Source organism: Candidatus Binatia bacterium, assembly GCA_029243485.1.
Taxonomy (GTDB): Bacteria; Desulfobacterota; Binatia; order UBA12015; family UBA12015; genus VGTG01.
In genome coordinates, this window is sequence record JAQWRY010000052.1 from 236,834 (window position 1) to 256,654 (window position 19,821).

12 protein-coding genes are annotated in these 19,821 nt (G+C 65.7%); 6 read left to right on the forward strand and 6 right to left on the reverse strand.

Annotated features, from left to right (window positions below; translation table 11 throughout):
* Positions 1-75: 75 nt before the first annotated feature.
* Positions 76-2,022: a potassium transporter Kup gene (locus P8R42_15120; GenBank protein MDG2305946.1), complete on the reverse strand. Its 1,947-nt coding sequence runs from the start codon at positions 2,020-2,022 to the stop codon at positions 76-78.
* Entirely contained in the window at positions 2,019-5,585 is a 3,567-nt protein-coding gene (gene mfd / locus P8R42_15125; GenBank protein ID MDG2305947.1) for a transcription-repair coupling factor, read from the reverse strand. The genes P8R42_15120 and mfd overlap by 4 nt, the downstream gene beginning before the upstream one ends.
* Positions 5,586-5,628: 43 nt before the next feature.
* Between mfd and P8R42_15130 the strand changes: the two genes are divergently transcribed.
* On the forward strand, positions 5,629-6,039 hold the full coding sequence (locus tag P8R42_15130; GenBank protein MDG2305948.1) for a hypothetical protein: 411 nt from the start codon (positions 5,629-5,631) through the stop codon (positions 6,037-6,039).
* A gap of 29 nt (positions 6,040-6,068) precedes the next feature.
* On the opposite strand, the gene P8R42_15135 is transcribed toward P8R42_15130, so the two are convergent.
* The gene (locus P8R42_15135; GenBank protein MDG2305949.1) at positions 6,069-6,749 is read right to left on the reverse strand and encodes a DUF1573 domain-containing protein; all 681 of its coding nucleotides are present in this window, start codon (positions 6,747-6,749) and stop codon (positions 6,069-6,071) included.
* A 48-nt stretch (positions 6,750-6,797) separates the two neighbouring features.
* On the opposite strand from P8R42_15135, the gene P8R42_15140 reads away from it, so the two are divergent.
* Positions 6,798-7,214, forward strand: a complete 417-nt coding sequence (locus P8R42_15140) for a hypothetical protein (GenBank protein ID MDG2305950.1) — start codon at positions 6,798-6,800, stop codon at positions 7,212-7,214.
* A gap of 370 nt (positions 7,215-7,584) precedes the next feature.
* Positions 7,585-10,401, forward strand: coding sequence for a M1 family metallopeptidase (locus P8R42_15145; protein MDG2305951.1), 2,817 nt, complete (start codon positions 7,585-7,587; stop codon positions 10,399-10,401).
* Between the two features lie 10 nt (positions 10,402-10,411).
* Here P8R42_15145 and P8R42_15150 read toward each other — a convergent pair whose 3' ends face one another.
* Together P8R42_15150 and P8R42_15155 are read right to left on the reverse strand one after the other, a co-directional pair.
* On the reverse strand, positions 10,412-11,677 hold the full coding sequence (locus P8R42_15150) for a hypothetical protein (GenBank protein ID MDG2305952.1): 1,266 nt from the start codon (positions 11,675-11,677) through the stop codon (positions 10,412-10,414).
* Positions 11,678-11,696: 19 nt separating this feature from the next.
* The gene (locus P8R42_15155; protein MDG2305953.1) at positions 11,697-12,488 is read right to left on the reverse strand and encodes a sulfite exporter TauE/SafE family protein; all 792 of its coding nucleotides are present in this window, start codon (positions 12,486-12,488) and stop codon (positions 11,697-11,699) included.
* A 512-nt stretch (positions 12,489-13,000) separates the two neighbouring features.
* Between P8R42_15155 and P8R42_15160 the strand changes: the two genes are divergently transcribed.
* From P8R42_15160 to P8R42_15170, 3 genes are all read left to right on the forward strand, one after another.
* Complete coding sequence (locus P8R42_15160; GenBank protein MDG2305954.1) at positions 13,001-15,823, forward strand: S8 family serine peptidase; 2,823 nt, start codon at positions 13,001-13,003, stop codon at positions 15,821-15,823.
* A 71-nt stretch (positions 15,824-15,894) separates the two neighbouring features.
* A complete protein-coding gene (locus P8R42_15165) occupies positions 15,895-17,022 on the forward strand; it encodes a class I SAM-dependent methyltransferase (GenBank protein ID MDG2305955.1) in 1,128 nt (375 codons plus the stop codon).
* Positions 17,019-18,452, forward strand: a complete 1,434-nt coding sequence (locus P8R42_15170; GenBank protein MDG2305956.1) for a glycosyltransferase family 2 protein — start codon at positions 17,019-17,021, stop codon at positions 18,450-18,452. The genes P8R42_15165 and P8R42_15170 overlap by 4 nt, the downstream gene beginning before the upstream one ends.
* Here P8R42_15170 and P8R42_15175 read toward each other — a convergent pair.
* A complete protein-coding gene (locus P8R42_15175; GenBank protein MDG2305957.1) occupies positions 18,449-19,717 on the reverse strand; it encodes a glycosyltransferase family 4 protein in 1,269 nt (422 codons plus the stop codon). The two genes, P8R42_15170 and P8R42_15175, sit on opposite strands and share 4 nt — an antisense overlap.
* Positions 19,718-19,821 lie beyond the last annotated feature (104 nt).

Consider the following 19,821-nt stretch of genomic DNA (forward strand, 5'->3'; position numbering starts at 1 on the left):
CGCGAGCACGCGTCTGACGGGAACGGCCACGGGGAACACCTCGGCAGGCGCTGCGATTCTCCCAAGCCCAGGGCGTCAGAGTTCGAGCTGTGCGCCCAACTCGACGACGCGGTTCGGCGGGATACCGAAGTACGCCGTCGCGGACGGCGCGTTGCGCGACAGCACCGCGAACAAGTGCTTCCGCCAGGTGGCCATCGGAGACGTCCCGGTCGCGAGAAGCGTCTCACGCCCGAGAAAGAACGTGGTCTGGTCGACATCGAGCTTCAGACCATGCTCCGCGCACAGCGCGACCACCAGATCGATCTTCGGGGCCTCCATAAATCCGAACCGAGCTTGGACGCGATAGAAGCCATGTTCGGATTCGTCGACCTCGACCCGGTCCTCGTTCGGAACCTCGGGCCGGATCGCCGAGACGAACGACATGAGGACGACACGCTCGTGGAGCACCTTGTTGTGCTTGAAGTGATGCAGCAGGACGCTCGGCACGCCGTCGAGCGCGGAGGTCATGACGACCGCCGTACCCGGCACGCGGTGGCACTGCGTCGCCTCGACGTCCCGCAAGAAGAGGTCCAGAGGGAGGCGGGTCCCTTGGAGGATCTGCCCCACCTCAGCGCGACCACGCTTCCACGTCGTCAGTGCCGTGAAAAGGACCGCGCCGACCGCCAGCGGGAACCAACCGCCTTCGAAGAATTTCACGAGGTTCGCGCCGAGGAACGTAAGATCGAAGAGCAAGAAGACCGCGATGGCGCTACCCGCACGAACACGTGACCAGCCCCAGCGCTCTCGCGCGACGGCGTAGAACAGCAAGGTCGTGGTGGTCATCGTGCCCATGACCGCCATGCCATACGCGTCGGCCAACTCGCTCGACTCCTGGAAGCCCAGAACAAGAAGGATGCAGAACACCATCAACGTGCGGTTCACGGCCGGGATGTAGATCTGTCCGTGTGCCGTCTTCGAGGTGTGGATGATCGTGAAGCGCGGCGAGTAGCCCAACTGGACGGCCGCCTGGGTGAGCGAGAACGATCCCGAGATCAACGCCTGCGAGGCAATGATCGTCGCGACGGTCGCGAGCGCCACGAGGGGATAGAGTCCCCACTCCGGGGCGAGTTCGAAGAACGGATTCCGCACCGCAGCGCCGTGCTCGAGAAGAAGCACGCCCTGCCCGAAGTAGTTCAGCAGCAAACCGGGAAGGACCACGGTGTACCACGCGAGTCGGATCGGCCGCGGGCCGAAGTGGCCCATGTCAGCGTACAGGGCTTCGCCGCCGGTGATGACCAACACCACCGAGCCGAGCACGAGGAAGCCGACTTCGCCGGAGTTCGCGAGAAACGAAATCGCCCAGCTCGGATCGAGTGCGGCCAGGACGGAAACGTGGTCGGCGTGTTGGGCGAAGATCTGCGTTGCGCCGAGCACGCCGATCGTACCGAACCAGATCAACATCATCGGCCCGAAGACGGCGCCGATGCCCGCAGTCCCGCGGTACTGGACCGTGAACAGGCCGATCAGGATCCCGATCGTGATCGGGATGATGAACGGATCGAACGCATCCGTCGCGACGGAGAGGCCCTCCACCGCGGAGAGGACCGAGATCGCTGGCGTAATCACGCCTTCGCCGTAGAGCAGCGAGGCCGCGAATAGCCCCAGCAGCAACAGGACGTAGCGCGGAAGCGGCCCACTGCGATCGGTTCGGCTGGCCTGCGTCAGGGACAGGAGCGCGAGGATCCCGCCTTCGCCGTGGTTGTCCGCGCGCATGACGAACGTGAGGTATTTGACGCTGATCACCATCACGAGCGACCAGAAGATCAGCGACAAGATGCCGAGCACGTTGGGCGCGGTGATCGCCAGGTCGTGCTCGCCGAGAAAACACTCGCGCAGCGCGTAGAGCGGCGAGGTGCCGATGTCACCGTAGACGACACCCAGAGCCCCGAGCGCGAGCCAAGGCAGCGGGCCCTGGACCTCCTGGTCGGCCTGGTCGGACCCCTCGGAGGTTTTGCCCCACGCTTCGGCGCCCCCCTGCGTCATGGCGCGGTCTCACCCAACGGCCCAGCCGCGGGCTCGATGCGCCCCAGGCCCTCGAGCGTCGACAGAAGCTCCGACACCTCGCCGAGCAATTCGTCTCCCTGCGTCACCGACACGGTGAGGGTCCCGTCCGCCTGCAGCGTCCGCCCACTGCCACCGAGCGTGACGAAGTCCACGAGGCTCTCCGCCGGGATCTGCGAACTCTCGTGGAAGCGGACACCGATCCGCGCACCGCGGACTCTGGCCTCGAGGATACCGAGCATCTTCATTCGGCGGCGAAGCTCCATCACATCCAGAAGCGTGTCGACGATCGACGGGATCGGTCCATAGCGGTCTCGAAGCTCCTCCGCGAGGAGGACTCGGTCCTCCGCCCGCCGAAGCGCAGCCAGCCGTTTATACCACACGAGCCGCTGATTCACGTCGTTCACGTACGAATCGGGGATGTAGACCGGGATCCCCAGATGCACCTCCGGCTCGATGTCCGTCTCGATGGGCTCGCCCCGGAGCTCGTGGACCGCCTCCTCCATCATCCGGGTGTAGAGCTCGAAGCCTACGGCTGTGACATGCCCGCTCTGCTTCTTCCCGAGGAGATTTCCGGCGCCGCGAATCTCCAGGTCGTGCGCGGCGATCTTGAAGCCGCCGCCCAAATCGTCGAGCTCCTGGAGGACCTGCAACCGGAGGCGAGCATCCTTGCTGAGGATCTGCTCTCCGGGGATCAGCAGATAAGCGTAGGCACGCGCGGGAGACCGGCCGACTCGACCGCGAAGCTGATAGAGCTGGGCCAACCCGAACATGTCGGCGCGATTGATCAGGATCGTATTCGCGTTCGGGATGTCGAGGCCGGACTCGACGATCGCAGTGCAGCACAGGACGTCGAACTCGTGTTCGAGGAAGCCCATCATGACCTTCTCGAGCTGATGCTCCCGCATCTGGCCGTGACCGACGACGATCTTCGCCTCGGGCACGAGCGCCCGCAGCTTCTCCGCCGTCCGCTCGATCGACTGCACGCGATTGTGCACGAAGAACGCCTGCCCGCCGCGGCGTAACTCGCGCAGGAGAGCCTCGCGGATGACGGCATCCTCGCTGCGCGTCACGTACGTACGGATTGCCTGGCGATCGAGAGGCGGCGTCTCGATGACCGAAAGGTCGCGGATGCCGGTAAGCGACAGCTCGAGCGTTCGCGGGATCGGTGTGGCCGAAAGCGTCAGGACGTCGACGAGTTTACGGATCTGCTTCACGCGCTCTTTGTCGCGCACCCCGAAGCGGTGCTCTTCGTCGACGACCAGCAGCCCGAGCCGCGCGAACTCCACGTCCGCCTGAAGGAGACGATGCGTGCCGACCACGATGTCGACACTGCCGGCCTTCAGACCCGCTAAGACGCCGAGATTCTCCTTGCGCGTCCGAAAGCTCGAGACCATCTCGATGTTCACCGGGTAACCCGCGAAGCGTTTCCGGATCGACTCGGTGTGCTGCTGCGCCAACACGGTCGTCGGAACGAGTATTGCGACCTGCTTCCCTTCCATGGCCACGACAAACGCGGCCCGCATCGCGACTTCGGTCTTCCCGTACCCCACGTCGCCGCACACCAGGCGATCCATGGGGCGCCCTTTGCCGAGATCCGCCAACACCTCGCGAATCGCGCGCCCCTGGTCGGGCGTCTCGTCGAACGGGAAGCGCGCCTCGAACTCCTGGTAGTACGGATCGTCCGACGAGAAGGCGTGGCTCTCATTCCGCTGGCGAACGGCGTAGAGATTGAGGAGTTCGTGGGCCATCGCCAGGATGGACTCTTTGGTCTTCTGTTTGACCTTCTCCCACGTGTTGCCGCCGAGCTTGTCGAGATCGGGATCCTTGCCGTCCCCGCCGACGTACTTCTGCACGAGGTTCACCCGATCGACTGGAAGATAGAGGCGATCGCCGCCGTGGTACTCGAGCAGCAGGAAGTCGCCCTCCTCCCCCGCCACGGTGAGATGGGTGAGGCCGTGGTAGCGACCGATGCCGTGGTCGAGGTGGACCACGCAGTCCTCCGGCTTCAGCTGCTCCAGGCTGCGCATCACCTCGTCGAGGGTGAGCGCGACCGCCTTCCGCCGCCGCGACCTGCGATGCTCGCCGAACAGGTTCAGCTCGGCCACGCAGACGAGACGATCTTCGGGGAGCCAGACCGAGCCGGAGAGCTCCCCTTCCACGATGAACGCCGCGGGCTCGTCCTGCTCGAGAACCGCGGTCGGCAAGTCGTCGCCGACGACGGGTACCATCAGCTCCTGCGATTCGAGGACGTTGCGAAGCCGCTCGGCCTGCGATGCGGAGCCCACGACGAGCGCAACGCGATCGCCGGCATCCACCCAGCCGCGAATCTTGTCCGCCACCGCGGCGAACTGGCTCTTCTCGCGCAGCAGCCGCGTGTCACGGACTTCGAACGGAAGGCGGACGGCGACACCCTCAGTCCCGTCGGTCCCGTCGGGCACCCCAAGCGAATCGAGCTCGACGCACGGCCATGCGGCGACGAGTTCCGCGAGTTCGTCTCCGGGCAGGAACAGAGCTTCGGGGGGTGGATAGAGCCGGCGCTCCTCATCGGCGAGCCGGGCGTGTTCGAGGACGCTCTCCCAGGCTTCGTCCCTCGCGTGCACGAGTGCGAGTTCCTCGTCGCGCACGAGAACCGTGTCCGCCGGCAGATACTCGAACATCGGCACCAGCGGCGCGAGATACGGCGCGAGTGCCTCGTAACCGGGAAAGGCGGTGCCCTCGGCCAGCGCGTCGAGCAGCGCGAGTCGCTCCCGACGCGGCATCTCGAGTTCACGCGCCCGCTCCTCGATGATGCGAAGACGGGCGGGATCCTGCCGCGCCGCAAGGGGGACTTCCGCGGCCGGCAGGATGAGCGCGTCCTCACACGCCTCGACCCGCCGCTGGGACCGCGCGTCGAACGTCCGAATCGAGTCCAGAGTATCGCCGATCAACTCGAGGCGGTGCGGATCGGGCTGCCCGGTGACAAAGACGTCGACGAGTCCACCCCGCACGGCGAACTCCCCACGATCCTCGACGAGGGGGCGACGGCGATAACCCCAATCGGCGAGCCGCCCCGCGAGGTCCGCGAGGTCGACCTCCTCGCCTTCCACGAGGTACGTGACCGCACGATCGAGCGCGGCGGGTGGCATCACCCTCTGGAGCACCGCCTCGGGCGTCGTCACGATGACCGGGTTGCGCGACCGGCGGAGGTGATAGAGCCCCTCGATTCTCTGCGCGATGGTCTCGGGGCTCGGTGACATCGGCGCGAAGGCCGCGGTGTCCCACGCCGGGAAGACGTGCACCCGCTTGCGCAGCAGGTCCGCGTCGTTCGCCTCTCCCAGGAAGAACCGGAGATCCTGCGCGAGCAATTCGGCCTCTCCCACGTTCGCCGCGAACACCAGAAGGGGCCGGGACAGGAAGCGCGCTAGCTGCGCCACCAGGGCGGCGCGGGCCGGACCGCGGGCACCGGCGACCTTCACGCGCCTCTCGTCCGGGAGCCGAGCGGCGACGCGGGCGACCGCACCCTCGATCGAGCGCCTGCCGATCATGTCCGAAGGGTCCGTCATCCGCTTGTCGCTGTAGCATCGCCGCTGATAATGCTCTTTTCCAGTGGCACCACGCGCCGAAACCCGGGATCTGCTCGCCGAGCGGATTCGCCGATTGGAGAAACGCATCGGAGAACTCGGTGATCGCATCGGGACGACCGGCGACCACCTCGAGCGCGCCACCGACCAGCTCGAAGCGCTGGTCGGCCTCGTCGGGCGCCTGGGTCGTGTCGTCGACGCGCAGGGGGACAGCCTCCAGGGCGAGGAAGATCAGCTCGAGCGCAAGGTCGGCATGATGGAAGGCCGCGTCCTCGACCTCGCGCAGGGGCTCCACTCGATCGCGTCCCGACTCGACGAGTTGGGCGCGGAACTCGACGGGGCCCAACGCCGCAAGAAGGCGGTGCGCAAGGTCGCCAAGACGACCAGCCGCGCGAAAACCCGAGCGAAGAAGAAGGTCCGCCCGAAGAAGGCCTGAAGCGCTGCCCCCGGTCGCTCACGACCGCACTACTCGATGAGGCCGAACACCGGAAGCTCGATCGTCGACTGCCGCGCGCTACTCGTCTCGAGGATGACGGTGTCATCGAAGGGTCCTCGGCGACGCTGGGGGTTCAGGGAGAGGATTAGCCGGATCCCCGCCCCGGAGGCAGACCCCTGCTCCACCCGAAGTCGAAAGCGCCGGCTGTCCTTGCGAATCTTCTCGATTGCCACACCAGGTGCCGTCGCGATGTCGACCTCGATCTGCCGCGAAGCTCCGCGCGGCACGCGGCCGAAGAACACCCGGTCGGGTGAGACGTTCACATCCACGCGGACGGTCCCGCGCAGCGTGAGCACGAGCTCGGGGCGTTCGGGATCGTTGGTCTCGATCGTCACCGTGCGCGCGCGCTTCCCGCCGGCACCCTTCGTGGCAAAGGCGACTTCGACCCAGCCCGCGTCGCCGGCCGCGACCGTGCCGCCCGGACTGACCGCGGAGGTACACGCGCATTCCTTGCGACCGGGAACGAGCGTGAGCGGCTTCCGGCCGCCGTTGCGAACCGGAAAGACGTGGCGGACCTCCTCGCCGATGGGCACGCTGCCGAAGTCGTAAACGGTCGACGTGAGCTCGGCGCGCGGCTCCGCGACGAGGGCCACGATGGGCGAGCGAGCCACGCACCCCGACGCCAACACGACCGCCAGCAACCACCGCATCCCCCCCGACTACGCGCTACCCGCCGTAAGTTGCAACTTGGCGCGATCTTGCAACCGACGCCCGCGCAGAGCATCCTCTCGCTGATGTTGGACGGTTCGATACGTTTGGGAGGAGCCCGGCATGCCGCGGCTCGGATTCGGTGGTCGATCGGGCTGGTCCTAGTCGGTCTGGCCGCGGCCGGCTGTGCCGCGACGACGAGCAAACCCGCCGGGGATGAGAACACCCGCTGCGTGGTTTCGATCGAGCCAATGATGAAAATGGTCACCTTCGCCCCGGCGAGCGGCCTGGACGGCGGCGTGACGTCGCTCTTCTTCAAGGAAATGCCGGCGGTCGCGCCCGGAGACCTGATCCGACTCGACAATAGCGCCGGACAGGGCGGTCCCTCGCTCGAGAAGCTCGAAGCGAGGTCCGAATCGTGCGCAGATGTCGCCCAAACAGCCGCCGATCACCACAAAGGCCACTGACGAAATAACTTTCTGATTCCCGGTATTTCCGGCGGGATCAGAGGGAAATCCATCCCACACTGTGGGCGACTTTTCCGGTTTCGCCTTTTCTTCCCCCTCGGCCCCTCCAGCGGAGTTGACGCACCAACCCTTGCGCGACCGCCCTCCAGACGGCAAAAAGTCTGCCAGCAATTGGAGGAAGCACTTGAGAGAATCCGGGAGAACCTCGGGGGGCTCTTCGAAGCCGAGCGGACACAAGGCCGGCAACAAGACGAAGGTCTCGAGCAAGAAGGCCGTGAAGACCGCCAAGAAGCCCGCCGCTAAAGCGAAAAAGGCGAGCACTGGAAAAAAGGCCACCCCCTCCACGACGCAGGGCGTCAAGAAAGCTCCCGTGGCCAAGAAGAAAACGACCGCCAAGACACCGGCAGCGAAGGCTGCGGCCGCCAAGAAGGTTGCCGCCAAGAAGGCCGCCCTCGCTCGTCGCGGAGGCGCCGGGCGCGCCCTCAAAGGTGGTCCCAAAACCACGGCCCCCGTCATCCGACGCGGCGACGGATCGTTCCGGCTCCCCGAAGACGTTCGGCCCGAAGCGTATCACATCCACGTCGTGCCCGATCTCAACCGCGGCATCTTTCGCGGTGAGGAGATCATCGAGATTACCCTCGATCGCAGCCGGTCCGTCATCCAGGTCCATGCCGCCGACCTCGAACTCGACCGAGCCGAGATCACCCCGCGCGGGGAAGGCCAGACCAAGACCGCCGGCGCCCCGCGCAAACCGAGCTACGCAGCCTCGCACAGCCCGGTCGAGGCCACCGAGTTCACCGCGCACCCGTCGCGCGAGACCGTCGAGATCCGCTTTCCGCGCTCACTCCAGCCTGGCCGCTACACCCTGAGCATCGCCTACCACGGCGCCCTGCAGAAACGACTTCGCGGGCTCTACGCCGCACAGAGCGGCAATCGCCGCTACGCCTTCACGCAGTTCGAAGCCGCCGACGCCCGGCGCTGCTTCCCGTGCTTCGACGAGCCGGCGATGAAGGCTCGCTTCACGTTCTCAGTGACGGTCCGCTCCGGATTGACCGTGGTCTCGAACAACCCCGTCCGACGCTCCGATCACAACACGAACGGGACGACGACCTGGCACTTCACTCAGACGCCGCCTCTCTCAACGTATCTGTGCGCGCTCGCCGTCGGCGAGCTCGAGAGCGAAGAGCAGCGGCATCTCGGCACCGTGCCTGTTCGAGTGTGGCACGTACCGGGCAAGGCCAACATGGCCACCTTCGCGCTCGAGACGGCCATCGCGTCGCTGCAGCGGCTCGAGCGCTACTTCAACATCCCGTACCCGTACGAAAAGCTCGACCTCGTAGCCGTCCCGGACTTCGAGGCGGGCGCCATGGAGAACGCCGGCGCGGTGTTCTTCCGCGAAACCTTGCTCCTCGTCGATCCGCACACCATCACCGTCGCCGAACAGAAACGCGTCGCCGAGGTGATCGCCCACGAGCTGGCCCACATGTGGTTCGGCAACCTGGTCACCATGCAGTGGTGGGACGATCTCTGGCTGAACGAGGCGTTCGCCACTTGGATGGCGTTCAAGATCATCGACGACTGGAAGCCCGAGTGGCGGATGTGGAACAACTTCGAGCCGCATCGGTCCGCCGCACTCGGCATGGACGCGCTCGCAAACACCCACCCGATCTACGCGGAAGTCGCGAACGCCGCGCAGGCGACCGAAAACTTCGACGCGATCACCTACGAAAAAGGTGCGTCCGTCGTGCGGATGCTCGAGAGCTACCTCGGCGAAGCGAGGTTCCGCAAAGGCGTGCGGCAGTACATCGCCAAGAACGCCGAATCGAACGCCGTCGCCGCGGATCTGTGGAAAGCACTCGAGAAGGCCTCGAACCAACCCGTCGAGAAGATCGCGGGCGCCTGGATCAAGCAGCCCGGCTTCCCGATCGTCACGTTCGCGCGGGACGAGGAGAAGACCACGCCCGAGCTCGCCGTGCGCCAGGAACGGTTCAAGGCGAGCCCGACCACGAAGGTGCCCGCCGGCGGCGCAACCAGCTGGCCGCTCCCGCTCGTGGTGAAAGTGCCGAAGCCGACGCGTGGCACCCGCATGGAGCGCGCCCTTGTCCAGAAGGCCCGCGACCGGATCACCGTCAAGGGAGACGCCGCGCCGGCGTGGTACTACGGCAACGCGGCGGAAGGCGGCTTCTACCGCCCCCTCCACGACGACGAGTGTCTCGCCAGCCTGACCGAGAACTTCCAGTCCCACCTCGAGCCCGTCGAGCGCATGGGCCTCGCAGGACATCAGTGGGCGATCGTTCGCGCCGGACGTGCGCCGCTTTCGAGCTTCCTCGCCCTCGTCGACGCGTGTCGCCACGAGGGAGAGTACGAAGTTCTCGACACTCTCGTGGGTCCGCTCTCGTTCCTCGACGACCAGGTCGTCGACGCGGCGGGCCCGGACAGCCGCGAGCAGCTTCACGCCTGGCTCGAGAGCGTCTTCGGACCGGCCCGAGCCGAACTCGGGTGGGACGCCGAACCCGACGAAGCACAAGCGCGCGCTCTGAGGCGTGCCTCGCTCTTCCGGCTCGTCGGCGTGCTCGCCGAAAACCGGGAAATCGCCGCCGAGGCGTCGACCCGGCTCGACGCCTACCTCGACGACGCCACCACGCTCGACCCCAACCTCGCGGACTCGTTCGTCAGCATCGCAGCCCGCGAAGGCGACTACGAACGATTCACCCGCATGCGCGGCGCGGTCGAGAACACCCGCACTCCGCAGGAACGGCGCCGCCTACAGCAGGCCTTGGGCGACTTCCGCCAGACCCGCTCGATGGAACAGGGCCTGGGAATCACGCTCACGCCGGAAGTGCCGACGCAGGACGTCGGGTTTCTCCTCATCCGTTACCTGTCGAATCGCATCGCCCGTCCGCTCGCCTGGGCGTTCATCCAGAAGCACTGGGAAGCACTCGGCGGACGCCTACCGCCCATGATGGCTTCACGGCTCATCGAGGCTACGGCCCTCCTCCAGTCGAAGGATCACCGCAAGGAAGTCGGCGCGTTCTTCAAGGAGCACCCCGTCGAGACCGCGGCGCGCGCACTCAAGCTCGCGCTCGAGCGGTTCGATGTGAACGAAGAATTCCGCAAGCGCGCGGCCGAAGAGCTGAAGGATTGGCTCGACCAAAAGGCCCCGCCTTCCGACGACAACGGACGCTGAGCGACCCGAGTCAGGGCAGGCGCGCTTTCCACGTGTAGCGCGCGGCCGCACCCGGGGAATTCCGGCGAAGCGTCAGGCGCACTTCCCCCCCGGGGGAGACCGCGGCCGAGGCGGTATCCGTGATCGCGACCTGGAGGCACCCGCCGTCCTGCAGTTCGACCATGGCCGCGCCCGTTGAAGGGTCGACGGACGTGACGTGTCCGCACTTCCGCAGCTTCGCCGGCTCGAGTCCGTCTTTCGTTCCGCACGCCGAGCACTCAGCGGCTTGCGGGAACTGCACCGCATGGCACGCCGCGCACCGCGTGCCGTACAGCCGCGTGGTCTGTTGAAGCGACCGCTCGTCGGCAGGCTCGGCCCGGAAGGACTCGTCCCACACGAGCGGTCCGACCGACGCGTCGGTCGGCGACGATGGCGGCAACTGCCGGTCGAGGATCGCGCGTACCGCTGGGCGGCCGGCGCCGGCGCCGGCCATGGCCTCGAACAAAACGGCCTCCGCCCCCTCCCCGTTCGACGCGACCACGATTCGATCACCCTGCTCCGCCCGCTCGAGGGCAACGGCTAGCTGGAACAGCGCCTCGGGCGAACCGAGGGCACCGACCTCCGCAACGTGTGAAGAGACGAGGTGCGCGTTCGGGTCGATGCCCACCATCTCGGCCAACCGGACCGCACCTTCCTCTTCGGATCCTCCGAGCGCCAGTGCGGAGAGCTGGTCGGCGCCGACGCCGTACTCGTTGATGACACGCTCGACGACCTCCGCGAGGTCCCGCAACGACCGCGCAGCTTCGTCCTCGACCCGCTCCGCGGCTCCCTGGAACGTCACGTCTTCGGCGACTGCGGCCGTCGCGAGGAACCCGCAGAGGCTCGCCTTCGAATCGACGACGGCCGCGACCGCCCCGTCTCCGTGCCCACCCAGGCGGCAATCCGCCGCCACGACCAGAACCTTGCGGACCCCACCGTCGACCGCTCGAACGGCGCTGATCAGCGCGGAGAGGCCGGCACGCGGCGAGCCTCCGAAGTCCGCCGTCACGATGTCGCGAGGCAGATCGCACGCGGTCGCAATGGCACTCGCAAGCTGAGCCTCACGATATGGAGATGTAACCGAAGCGAAGAACAGGCCGCCGAAAGTGAGAGGCTCGACCTCTTCCAGACACCGATGAGCCGCCTCGACGGCCATCGTGAATGCATCCTCGTCACCGTTCGCGGCGGCGACGGCCCTGTCGTCGCGCGCGATCTGGTGGCGCGGCAGGTACAGCCCAATCGAACTCAGCCCACTCATCGGGCTTGGCTATAACAGGCTACCCGAGAGACAGCTTGATCCCGGTCCCGATGAGGATCAGTGCGAGCAGGATGCGCAGAGGGCTTGCAGGGACGTACTGCGAAAGTCGGCTCCCGACCCAGACACCCGGAACGGAGCCGATGAGAAGCGCGAATACGATCGCCCAGTCCGTGTGCCCCTGCGACCAATGCGCGAGGCCGGCCGCGCCGAGCAGGATTGTCGCGTGCACGATGTCCGTACCGATCAGCACGAGGATCGGGAGCTCCGACACGAGAAGCAGGATCGCCATCAGCATGGAACCGGATCCGACAGACGTGAGGCCGACGCCGAGACCGATCAATCCGCCACCGACGACGAGAATCGGTTCCTTGAACCTCTTCTGCACATGCCGGTTCCGAATGAGCCGAGAATCGCGGAGCTGCCCGTTGAAGAGCCCGTGCTCGAGAATGCTCACCACTCCGACGATCAGCAACATCACGCCCAGGACACGCGCGATCAGATCATCGATATTGATGCCCTGCGTGGTCAGCCACGGCATCAACACCATGACGCCGAACAACGACATCGGAACGGAACCGACGATCAACCACCGAACGTACGGGAAGTTGACCTGGCCGCGGCGGATGTACGAGTACGAGCCGAAGATCTTCGTGATGGTCGCGTAGGCGAGATCCGTACCCACCGCGTGGGTGGGCTTGATGTCGAAGAGCAGAATCAGGAGTGGCGTCATGATGGCGCCACCGCCGACTCCGGTGAGCCCCACGAGAACACCGACGACGAATCCGCTCAGGCTCAGGCCAGGATCGAACACAGCGGGGCACAGTAACCAACCCGCGATGTTGAAGCCAGAAAACGCCGCATCACTCTCCCCACCCCACGAGACAGCCTTTTGCGTGCTCGCTCCGGGCGGGGATTCGCGAACCCCGGCCGCTCACGGCCCCAAGGTCGGGCTGGGGGGAACACCCACTGGACACAGGTTGTCCTGTCGGCGAGGATGACCGTTTCCCAGAGCGGCACTGGCGAGACCCCATGCACACTCCAAGCCGAGCGCGCCCCGAGGACGGACGCGCTGTGTCCCCCGGGCGACACCCGAATGCCGACCGGCGACAGGGCCTCATGCATACGCTATCGAGGCGTGCCTCAAAGACGCGGCATCGTGCATTTCTGCAAGAAAATGAGCTGCCTAAAGCCCAGCATTCTCCATCGAACGACGGCATCACCGTTGCATGGCTAAAGGATCGACGTACCCCGCCCCCTCCTCCCGGCTGTTCCCTGCACCCTCCTCTCCTGAGTCGAATCGTACACCCCCCAAGGAGACTCCCTTTGAAGCTTCGCAGGAATATGAACCCGCGGCCGGTTGCCGCTCGAGCGATCAGCGCCTCGCAACAGCCCTCCTGGCTGCTCCACGCAGGAATCCTTCTGGCCGCCATGGTGGTCTGGCTGGCGTTCGCCGGGCCCGCACGAGGTGAGGGAACCACCGAGAGGGGCGCCCCCACGATGCGGCGCGTCGACATCGTCCTGAAGGCCGCCGGCTTCCCGGCAGCAGACCGTGCCGCCAGCGAGGACCGCATCCAAGCGATCGCCGAGGCTCGCAGCTCCGATCTCCCGCTGTTCCGCTCCTTCGACCCGCGCGACACCCTCAGCGAGACCCTCGCCATCCTAGCCGATCACGGGGTCGACCTCGGCCCCACCGCTGTCATCAACTTCGACACGCTCGAAGCCTGGATGCCGGTGGACGCAAAGAAGGACCTCGCGAAGCTTCCGTTCATCCGTTGGATCCGTGAGCCGGTGGCTCCGGTCTCGGCCGGAGTCTGGGACAGTGAAGGCATCGAGCTCACACTGGCGGACCTCGCACACGCAGCCGGCGAGACCGGCACGGGCATCAGCGTGGCTATCATCGACAAGGACTACGAAGTCCTCACCGATACGATCGGCGACATCGACGACGAGCTGAAATCGATCGCCATCAGCGACATGTTCCGTCAGGTCGGCTCGAACAACACCTTCCAGAACGCCGACCTCAACACGCACGACGACCGCGAACACGGCACGGCGTCAGCAGAGGTCATATATGAGATGGCACCGGGCGCCACGATCAAGCTCTACGGCGTGGAGAGCATTGACGGCATCGAGTACTCGATCCGTCACGCGGCGGACCAGGGCTTCGACGTGATTCACATTCCGCTCACGCACATCGAGACGATGAGCGACCCGACGAGCAACCTCGCCGGTGGAACCAACCGCTTCACCGACGACATCGAGTACGCCGTCGGGCTCGGAAGCGTCGTCGTCGTCGCTGCGGGGAACGAAGCGAAGCGACATCTCCAGGAACAGTTCGTACCGTGCCTCGAGTGCGACAACGCGCACGAGAACTACATCTGCAACGACGCCAGCGACAACAGCAAGTTCCACAAGTTCGAGGACATCATCGAGATGGCCCTGAACCCGATTCTGTTCGACGACGATCACTACGACGACGAGAAGATTACCCTCAAGTGCTGGAGCGCCGTCGAGGACGGCTTCCCGGACGCTACGGACTTCAAGATGCGCCTCCACGAATACGACGATGGCTCGGAGAACGACGAGCCGATCTGCCCCGGCGACGACGGTGCAACGAACGTCGCCTCCACGCGCCGAGTCCTCGGAGGGTTCTTCGAGAAGCCCATCGAAATCTTCGACGGTGAATTCGACGAGCACTATTACTACCTGTCGGTGGAGGACACCCGCAAGGGCGCGCAGACTGCGTGGCCCGAGTTCCGGATCGCCTGCGGCACCGGCGTCGACGAATTCACCTTCTACAACACTCCGGGCAGCCTCTCGGATCTCGCCGTCGTGGAGAGCGCGATCACGGTGTCCGAGATCGACGCGTTCTTCGAGGACGAGGTGACCGAGACCAGCTCCCAGGGCCCGGCGGCCTCCGGCCCGCTCAAGCCCGACATCGGCGGCCCCGGCATCGTCGAGAACTTCGCCGTCACCGAGTTCGACTTCGTTAGCGACTGGACGTTCAACGGGACCTCAGCCGCCTCGGCGCATGTGGCTGCGATGGTCGCGCTCATGCAGAGCCACCGGGTCAACCACGGTCTTCCGAAGCTTACGCCTGATACCGTGAAAGAGTGGTTCATCGGCACAGCGGTCGATATCGAAGACGTCGGCGACGACACCAAGGTCGGTGCCGGGCTCGCCATCGTGCCGGACTGGGTGATGGTGGATGCACCGGGTGGACTGTTGTTGGATCAGCCGGCGACGGAGTTCGTGGTGGGAGATCCCGCAACTCTGACCGGCATCGGATTCTCGCCGGGGTCGGTGATCCTCCTGTACGTCGCCACGTCGGCCGGCCCGGTCTCTTACGGACCATTCAGCCCGACGACGCAGTCGACGACCACGATGACATGGGACATCGACCCCTCCATCCCTCTCGGGAACGGTTTCGGCACGGCTCGAGTCGTCAACACCGACGAGAACTACGTGCAGTCCCCGACCCAGAGTCAGCTGCTCTTCGGAGATCCGACGCTCAACATTCCGACGATCCTGACCATCGACGGGACGCCGCTCACCGCAGTGGACCCGACCATTCCGACGGCGAACGTCGAGACGATCATCGCGCAGGGGTCGACCGTGACGATCACCGGCACCGGGTTCAACTTCCCGCTGGTGAACCTCTTCACCGCCGCGGGCAACGTCGGACCGCTGTCGCCTGAGCCGGGCGCGACCGCGAACTCGTTCGACATCGTGATCCCCCCAAGCACCGTGACGGGACCCGGCTCCTTCCAGGTCGTGAACAACCCGTACACCGGAAACGTCATCTCGAACGCCGTCTCGGTCCCGATCGGTGACGCACTGGACATCACTTCGATCAGCCAGGCCGGCACGACGGTCACAGTGAACGGAACGGGCTTCTCCGCTCTCTCCGTCATCAATTTCTTCGCTCAAACCGCCGGCGGTGTCGCGAACCTCGGCGGCCTCGACGGCGGCGGGGCATCGAACATCCCGCTTACCATCGTCTCCGAGAACCAGTTCACCTTCGAGGTCCCGGCCACAGCACAAGCCGGAGCGGCCTACGTCATGGTTCTGAACCCGCCCTTCATCCCGTTCTCTTCGACGACAGGGGACGCCGAGGGCGCCTTCACGCTCAGCGTCGGCCCGTAGACGATTCGGCATCCCGTAGACGCCTCGCACCGCTGCACCGTGGTGCGAGGCGTGCTACCCCGGACCGGACCGTGGACCCGACGGAGACGGATAACCAGGTAGACGTTGCGCTGCAGCGCCTCCGCCTACTCCTAGCGGAACACAGACGATCTCCTGCCACAGCCCCGACTGCCCTCGGCGACGGCGTTTCTTCCGAATCGCTTCTCGGCCTCGCGACGGCCGTCAGCTACGCAAGACGACTCGAGAATGTCGGCCAATCCGCACCGGCCATGGCGGAGAGCGGCTGGATCCGGCGTCGCGTCGGGCAATTTGCCATCCGCACGCTCCTCTCCTTGTTGCGCACCTTCACCGGCGAGCAACGCCAGTTCAATCGCGCTTCCGTCGCTTCCTTCGACGAAGTTAGACACGCCCTCGAGAGACACCAGCGAGAGATCTCCTCCCTCCGCGAGAGCCGCACTGGACAACCCGGCGGGCCGACACGGCGCCGAGAGGAAATCCTCGATCGGTCGGATCTCTTCCGCTCCCTCGATTGGAACAAGCGTTTCGCGAACATCACGCGCGACGCGGAACAGCGATACACCGACTACGCAAACGGCTTCGTCGGGCTTCGGAACGTCCTCGACGTGTCGTGTGGCACCGGCCGCTTCCTCGACGCGTGCCGTCGGGCCGACGTACCCTCCAGCGGCGTCGACCTCGACGAAGGCATGGTGCAGACCTGCATGGATCGCGGCCTCGACGTGGTCCGCGCCGATTCCCTGCGACACCTGGCGGAGCTCCCCGATGCCTCGCTCGGAGGCGTGTTTTCCGCTCAGTTCATCGAGCATTTGTCGTCGCAAGATCTCGTGGAGCTACTCGAACTCATTCGTGACAAGGTGCATCCCGGCGGCCGCGTCGTGCTGGAGACACTCAACCCGGAGTGCCTGCAGGTCATCTATCGCTGGTTCTGGCTCGACCCGACCCATCGGCGGCTCGTTCACCCTTGGCTGCTCGAAGAGCTCCTGCGCGCGGCCGGCTTCGAGGAGATCGAAATCCACATGATCCCACCCGCCGCGGGCGCGGTCCGGATTCCCCCATTGCCCGCCGAACCCACGTCGCCGCAGGAATCCGGCGAACGCAACGCCGAATTCGATCGATCGACGAACTTCCTGAGCGACCTGCTCTACTCCAGCACCGACTACTACGTCGTGGCGACGCGATGACGACACGCGCCCATCGCGCCACACCCGCCGTCAGCGTCATCGTGCTCAACTACAACGGGGCTGAGCTCGTCCGGAAGTGCGTCGAGCACCTGCTGGTGCAGACGTTCGAGGACTACGAGATCATCGTCGTCGACAACGCGTCGAGCGACGGGAGCGATGACGTCCTTCGCGCCTACGAAGCCGACGAGCGCGTGCGAGTCGTCTGGTCGAAGGAGAACTGCGGTGTTCCTGGTGGCCGGAACGTCGGCCTCGAGCACGCACGAGGCGACATCATCGCCTTCGTGGACAACGACGGGTACCCCGCACCCACGTGGCTCGAGAACGCGGTCCGGATGTTCCGCGATGACTCCGTGGGTGCCGTCGCTTCGCTCGTCTTTTTCAACAAGAAGAAGATCATCGTGAACGGCGCCGGGGGCACGCTGAACCTTCGAGGCTACGGCGGCGATCACTGCTTCCACGCCTCGTACGAGTTCGCCAACATCCCTACCGACGTACTCTATCCGATGGGTTGTGGGATGCTCATTCGCCGCGCGACGATGGATGAGATCGGTCCGTTCGATGACATCATCTTCAACTACTACGACGACGTCGAGCTCGGCATCGCCGTCTGGAACGCGGGCAAGCGGGTGGTCGTGTGTCCCGAGGCCTGGATCGATCACGAGTATGGCTCGTCGACTACGACAAATCATCAGAAGGTCTACCTCTGTGAGCGCAATCGGATCCGGACCGTGTTCAAGTTCTTCCCGCTGCGCCACCTACCGTTCTGGTTTTTCCACGAGTACGAGATTCTTCGCTATCTCCGGATCGCAGGACTCCGCGACATCCCCCTCCGCGCGTGGGGCTGGAATCTTAGACATCTCGGATCGGCGTTAGCGATGCGGCGCCGCAGGAAGGTCGACCCCGGCCGATACTGGGGGCTGTTCGCTCGCACGTGGAAACAGTACCCGGCGCCGCTGCCAGAAGAACACGTCCCCGAGGTCCCGCCGCGACCGACGTCGGCACATGTGAGCGTCGAGACCGGCGACCACGCCGAGAGCCTGCTCTACGGCTGGTACCCCGCCGAGCACGATGGCCGTCGCGCGTTCCGCTGGGCGACAGCCGCAGCCTCGGTTCTGATTCGGCTCGAGCAACCGGTCTCGCGACTGAACATCACCGCCATCAGCCCACGCGAAGCGCAGCACGTTCAGCTCGTCGCCCGGCGCCTCGGCGAGTTGACTCCGGTCTGGCAGAGCCCGCTGGCAACTCTCACGCAGGCCTGGTCGACGCAGACGATCAACTGCGAAATCGGACCAGGCACGTACGAACTCCAACTCATCTCCGACAGGCCCGTCGTCGATTCGATCGGCCGCCCGCTGGGAATGGGACTCGGCTCGCTCACGCTCGAGACCGCTGATCCACTGACCACCGCGGCAACCACCAGCAGCTCCTAGCGCTCGAGCAGTTCTTGGTAGGTCGCTTTCACGCGGCCCGCGATGTGGGCCCACGGGTAGCGCGACCTCGCCTTCTCGCGCCCCGCTCGACCAAAGCGTGCCGCCAACTCCGGTGCGTCCAGGAGGCGATCGATCTTGGCGGCGAGATCGTCCGCGCCGTCGCAGAGGAGGCCGTCCACATCCTCCGAGATGACCGACGCGACAGCTCCGCACACCCGACTGCCGATCACCGGCTTCTGCCGCATCCAGGCCTCGAGCAAGACCAAGCCGAAGCTCTCGTTCTCCGACGGATGGACGAGCACGTTGCACGCGTCATAGGCGTCACGCAGCGCCTGATCGTCGACGTCCGTCAGGTGGAGAACGCGCGAGGACTCGATGGGCAGGCCATCGACCTCCCGACCGACGAGAACCAGGGTCGCCCCGGCCTTCTTCACGCGATCAATCGCCTGGACCGAGAGATCCCAGCGCTTCGCGGGCTCCTTGCGGCCCACCATCAGCACGATCGGCTTGTCCCCCAAGCCATGCAGGCTGCGAAACCGCTCGCCCGAAACGGCTTCATCCCGGAAATCCTCGGGTTCGACGCCGACGCCAATCTCCACGGGCGTGCTCTTTGGAAACGCGCGACGGAAGAGATCCACGGCGTAGGGAGTCTCCACGAGAACACGGTCCGCGCGCTCGAAGCTCCCGTAGACCGACCGGAAGTGATGGTACGGATCGTTGGCGTGGAAGAGCGGAAGAACGACCACGGGTTTGCGAAGGGCCCGCGCCAGCCACGTGACCTGCCCCACCATCGAGAACGGGGCGTAGCCGACGAGAATCACGTCGATGTTCTTGCTCTCCCGCGCGATCGCCGCGAGTAGCCCGAGCGACGTCGGCCCGCGGCCGATGGCACTCATCCAATCGTATCGACGCGGGCGGGAGTTGGCCGCGCGAAGCCACTCATCGAACGCAGCCCCCGCGGGGAGCGCTTCGGTCTCCCATCTCTCCAGAATCTCCTTCGAGAACGCACGGCCCAGCTTAACGGACGGCGAGAAGGTGACGGGAAACCGGCGAACGCGGAGTCCCGCGGCCGTTTCTTCTCGCGGGAGGCGGTCGGGCCATTTCAGCCCGAAGGCTGCGTGAGGAACGATCGCGGACGTCGTCGTCGAGAAGATCTCCACTTCAACGCCCAGCGACTGGAGATGCCGACTCAGGACGAACGTGTGGTGCGACGCACCGTTGGTTCGGTCCGCAGAGAACAGCGGAAAGACGTGCAGGGCTCTCATGACGAGTCGGCTCCGGACGCACTGGCGTACCGGTTCACGTCAGTCGCGGGCAAGAGCCTCCCCCGACCGGTTGCGGCCGGGCGGTCAGGTTGCCAAGTACAGCG

Bases quoted from the DNA above. Each gene is read 5' to 3' on its own strand.
- P8R42_15170 (MDG2305956.1), top strand. From the start codon at position 17,019: ATGACGACACGCGCCCATCGCGCCACACCCGCCGTCAGCGTCATCGTG.
- mfd (MDG2305947.1), bottom strand. From the start codon at position 5,585: ATGACGGACCCTTCGGACATGATCGGCAGGCGCTCGATCGAGGGTGCG.
- P8R42_15135 (MDG2305949.1), bottom strand. From the start codon at position 6,749: ATGCGGTGGTTGCTGGCGGTCGTGTTGGCGTCGGGGTGCGTGGCTCGC.
- P8R42_15150 (MDG2305952.1), bottom strand. From the start codon at position 11,677: ATGAGTGGGCTGAGTTCGATTGGGCTGTACCTGCCGCGCCACCAGATC.
- P8R42_15175 (MDG2305957.1), bottom strand. From the start codon at position 19,717: ATGAGAGCCCTGCACGTCTTTCCGCTGTTCTCTGCGGACCGAACCAAC.
- P8R42_15120 (MDG2305946.1), bottom strand. From the start codon at position 2,022: ATGACGCAGGGGGGCGCCGAAGCGTGGGGCAAAACCTCCGAGGGGTCC.